The 3,242-nt window shown below is 64.3% G+C and carries 3 protein-coding genes; all 3 read left to right on the top strand.

From position 1 onward, the window contains the following. Positions 1–117 precede the first annotated feature (117 nt). The 3 genes from QMX97_RS31870 to QMX97_RS31860 all read left to right on the top strand — a co-directional run bounded on the left by QMX97_RS31870 (position 118) and on the right by QMX97_RS31860 (position 3,104). Positions 118–882 carry an IclR family transcriptional regulator gene (locus QMX97_RS31870; protein WP_065907743.1) on the top strand — a complete coding sequence of 255 codons (765 nt, stop codon included), beginning with the start codon at positions 118–120 and terminating at the stop codon, positions 880–882. Positions 883–891: 9 nt separating this feature from the next. Further along, positions 892–2,100, top strand: a complete 1,209-nt coding sequence (locus tag QMX97_RS31865; RefSeq protein ID WP_282398231.1) for an amino acid deaminase — start codon at positions 892–894, stop codon at positions 2,098–2,100. Positions 2,101–2,195: 95 nt separating this feature from the next. After that, a complete protein-coding gene (locus QMX97_RS31860) occupies positions 2,196–3,104 on the top strand; it encodes a sugar kinase (RefSeq protein ID WP_282398230.1) in 909 nt (302 codons plus the stop codon). Positions 3,105–3,242 lie beyond the last annotated feature (138 nt).

The raw sequence follows: 3,242 nt of genomic DNA, 5'->3' as shown, positions 1-3,242 counted from the left end.
CGCGAATGCGGTGTGTCATTAAGCGCACCTGTAACTGATCCACTGCATTCGCGAGCAAGCCCGCTCCCACAGGGGATTTGTGTTGATAGCAACATTCTGACCGGACCGAAAACCGCCATGACCGAAGACACCATCAAACGCCGCGCCAAGGGCCTGGACCGGGCGTTCGATATCCTCGATTTTCTCAAGGAAATCGGCCAGCCCCTGCGCCCGAATGATATCGCCAGCGGCATCGGCAGCCCGAAATCCACGGTCTACGAGCTGGTCGCGTCCCTGCTCGAACGGCGCATCCTGGAAACGGTCGGCAAGGACGGTCACGTCTACCTGGGGCGCCAGCTGTACTTTCTCGGCCAGGCGCACTTGCGGCATTTCGACCTGACCCGCGAGGCCGACCAAGCCCTACAGGAAATCGTCAGCCAGACCCACGAAACCGCGCAGATGTGCCTGCTCAACGGGCGCAAATACACGGTCGCGCTGATGCGCGAGGGTGAGCGGCATTTTCGTATTTCCTCGGACATCGGCGAAAACGCGCCGATCCCGTGGACCGCGTCCGGGCGCCTGTTGCTGGGGCACTTGAGCGATCAGCAGATCATCGACCTGATCGACTACGCCGACTTCATCCTGCCGGACGGCCAGCGCCTGCCGCTGGAGACCTTCCTGGCCCAGATCCGCCAGGCCACGCTCGATGGGTTCTTCTCCTTCGACAGTGTGGCCGACACCTTTACCCATTGCTTTGCCGCCCCGGTGCGGGACGCGCAGGGCATCAGCATTGCGACTCTATGCATCGTCGCGCCGCGCGCCGATGCGATCAAAAATTACAACGACTACCGCCGGGTGCTGATCGAAAGCGCCAACAACCTGGCCCGTCGCATCAACGAATAGGAACCTTCCATGCCTGCCAACAATGCCGTTGAAAAAGGCGCCGCCGCCGTCGGTGCCCACCTGGTCCGCGACGTCAGCCTGCCTGCCCTGGTGCTGCACCGCGAGGCCCTGGAACACAACATCCGCTGGATGCAGGACTTTGTCAGCCGCAGTGGCGCAGAGCTTGCGCCCCATGGCAAGACCAGCATGATGCCGGCGCTGTTCCAACGCCAGATCGAGGCCGGCGCCTGGGGCATCACCCTGGCCAACGCCGTGCAGGTCCGTGCTGCGTATGCCGGTGGCGTGCGTCGCGTGTTGATGGCCAATCAACTGGTCGGCGCGCCGAACATGGCATTGATCGCCGACCTGCTGGCCGACCAGGATTTCGACTTCCACTGCATGGTCGATCACCCGGACAACGTCGCCGACCTCGGTCTGTTTTTCGCTGCCCGTGGCCTGCGCCTGAACGTGATGATCGAATACGGTGTGGTGGGGGGGCGTTGCGGCTGCCGCAGCGAGCAGGAAGTGCGTGACCTGGCGAAGGCGATCAAGGCCCAGCCGGCGCTGGCCCTCACGGGCATCGAAGGCTATGAAGGTGTGATCCACGGCGAGCACGCCATCAGCGGCATCCGCGACTTCGCCGCCAGCCTGGTGCGCCTGGCTGTCGATCTGCAGAACAATGGCTCCTTTGACCTGCCCAAGCCTATCGTCACCGCCTCGGGTTCGGCCTGGTACGACTTGATCGCCGAGTCGTTCGAAGAGCAGAACGCCGCCGGCCGTTTCCTCAGTGTGTTGCGCCCTGGCAGCTACGTGGCCCACGACCATGGCATCTACAACCAAGCACAGTGCTGCGTGCTTGACCGCCGCAGCGACCTCAACGAAGGCCTGCGCCCGGCACTGGAAGTCTGGGCCCATGTGCAATCGCTGCCCGAGCCAGGTTTTGCGGTGATCGCCCTGGGCAAGCGCGACGTGGCCTACGACGCCGGCCTGCCGGTGCCGCTCAAGCGCTACAAGGCCGGGATCGTGCCGGCGGAAGGCGATGACGTAAGCGCCTGCACCGTCACCGCGGTGATGGACCAGCACGCCTTCATGAGCGTGGCGCCGGGCGTGGAACTGCGTATCGGCGACATCATTTCGTTCGGTACTTCGCACCCTTGCCTGACCTTCGACAAGTGGCAGGTCGGCTGCCTGGTGGATGAGCAGTTGCAGGTGATCGAGTCCCTGCAAACCTGCTTCTAGTCCGCGTCGCCCCATCGCCGGCCTGGCAGCGCTTTCCCCTGCAGGCGCCCACTTGCCGGCGATGAGGCCCTAAAGAACACCAGAGATGAGTTGGCATGAACACACCCTTGCGCATCGCCCTGATCGGCGAATGCATGATCGAACTGCAACACCGCGCCGATGGCAGCCTGCACCAGAGCTTCGGCGGCGACACCCTCAACGCGGCGGTGTACCTGCGCCGCGAGCTGGGCGATAGCGGCGCCGTCGACTACGTCACCGCCCTGGGCGACGACAGTTTCAGCGATGCCATGTGCGCGCAATGGGCCGAAGAGGGCCTTGGCCTGGCGCAGGTCCAGCGCCTGCCTGGACGCCTGCCGGGGCTTTATTGCATCCAGACCGACGCCAACGGCGAGCGCAAATTCCTCTACTGGCGCAACGAAGCGGCGGTGCGCGACTGCTTCACCACGCCGGCCGCCGAGCCGATCCTGGCGGCCTTGCCGGGTTATGACGTGGTGTATTTCAGCGGTATCACCCTGGCGGTATTGGGTGAAGTCGGGCGCGCGCGTTTGCTGCAAGCGCTGGTGGAAACCCGTCGGCGCGGCGGCCGAGTGGTGTTCGACAACAACTACCGGCCGCGCCTGTGGGCCAGTGTCGAAGCGGCACGCGCGGCTTATCACACGGTGTTGGCCGAGGTGGACATCGCCTTGCTCACCGAGGATGACGAGCGCGCCTTGTTTGGCTATGCAGACAGCGAGCAGGTGTTCGCGGCCTACCCGAGTATCGCCGAAGTGGTGCTCAAGCGCGGAGCGGATGCGTGCTTGATTCGCTGCAACGGCGAGCGCTTTTCAGTGCCGGCGCTGAAGGTCGAGAAAGTGGTGGACACTACGGCGGCGGGGGATTCGTTCAGTGCGGCGTATTTGGCGGGTCGGCTGAAAGGCGGCTCGCCAGAGGAGGCCGCCTTGGCCGGACATCGGTTGGCGAGCCGGGTGATTCAAGTGCCTGGTGCGCTCATCCCGCGAATTTAAGTCGCTCCGTGTGGTGAGCGGGCTTGTGGTTGTGGCAAGGGAGGGCTTCAAGGGGGGGCTTCTGTGGTGAGCGGGCTTGCCCCGCGTTGGAGTGCGCAGCGCTCCCAAGATTTTTGGGGCCGCTACGCAGCCCAACGC

Source organism: Pseudomonas sp. PS01298, assembly GCF_029959745.1.
Taxonomy (GTDB): Bacteria; Pseudomonadota; Gammaproteobacteria; order Pseudomonadales; family Pseudomonadaceae; genus Aquipseudomonas; species Aquipseudomonas aylmerensis.
The sequence above is the reverse complement of the archived record's forward strand: the minus strand, read 5'-3'. Positions and strand labels throughout refer to the sequence as shown.

Excerpts from the sequence above, each read along its gene's own strand:
- QMX97_RS31865 (WP_282398231.1), top strand. The coding sequence starts at position 892 with ATGCCTGCCAACAATGCCGTTGAAAAAGGCGCCGCCGCCGTCGGTGCC.
- QMX97_RS31870 (WP_065907743.1), top strand. The coding sequence starts at position 118 with ATGACCGAAGACACCATCAAACGCCGCGCCAAGGGCCTGGACCGGGCG.
- QMX97_RS31860 (WP_282398230.1), top strand. The coding sequence starts at position 2,196 with ATGAACACACCCTTGCGCATCGCCCTGATCGGCGAATGCATGATCGAA.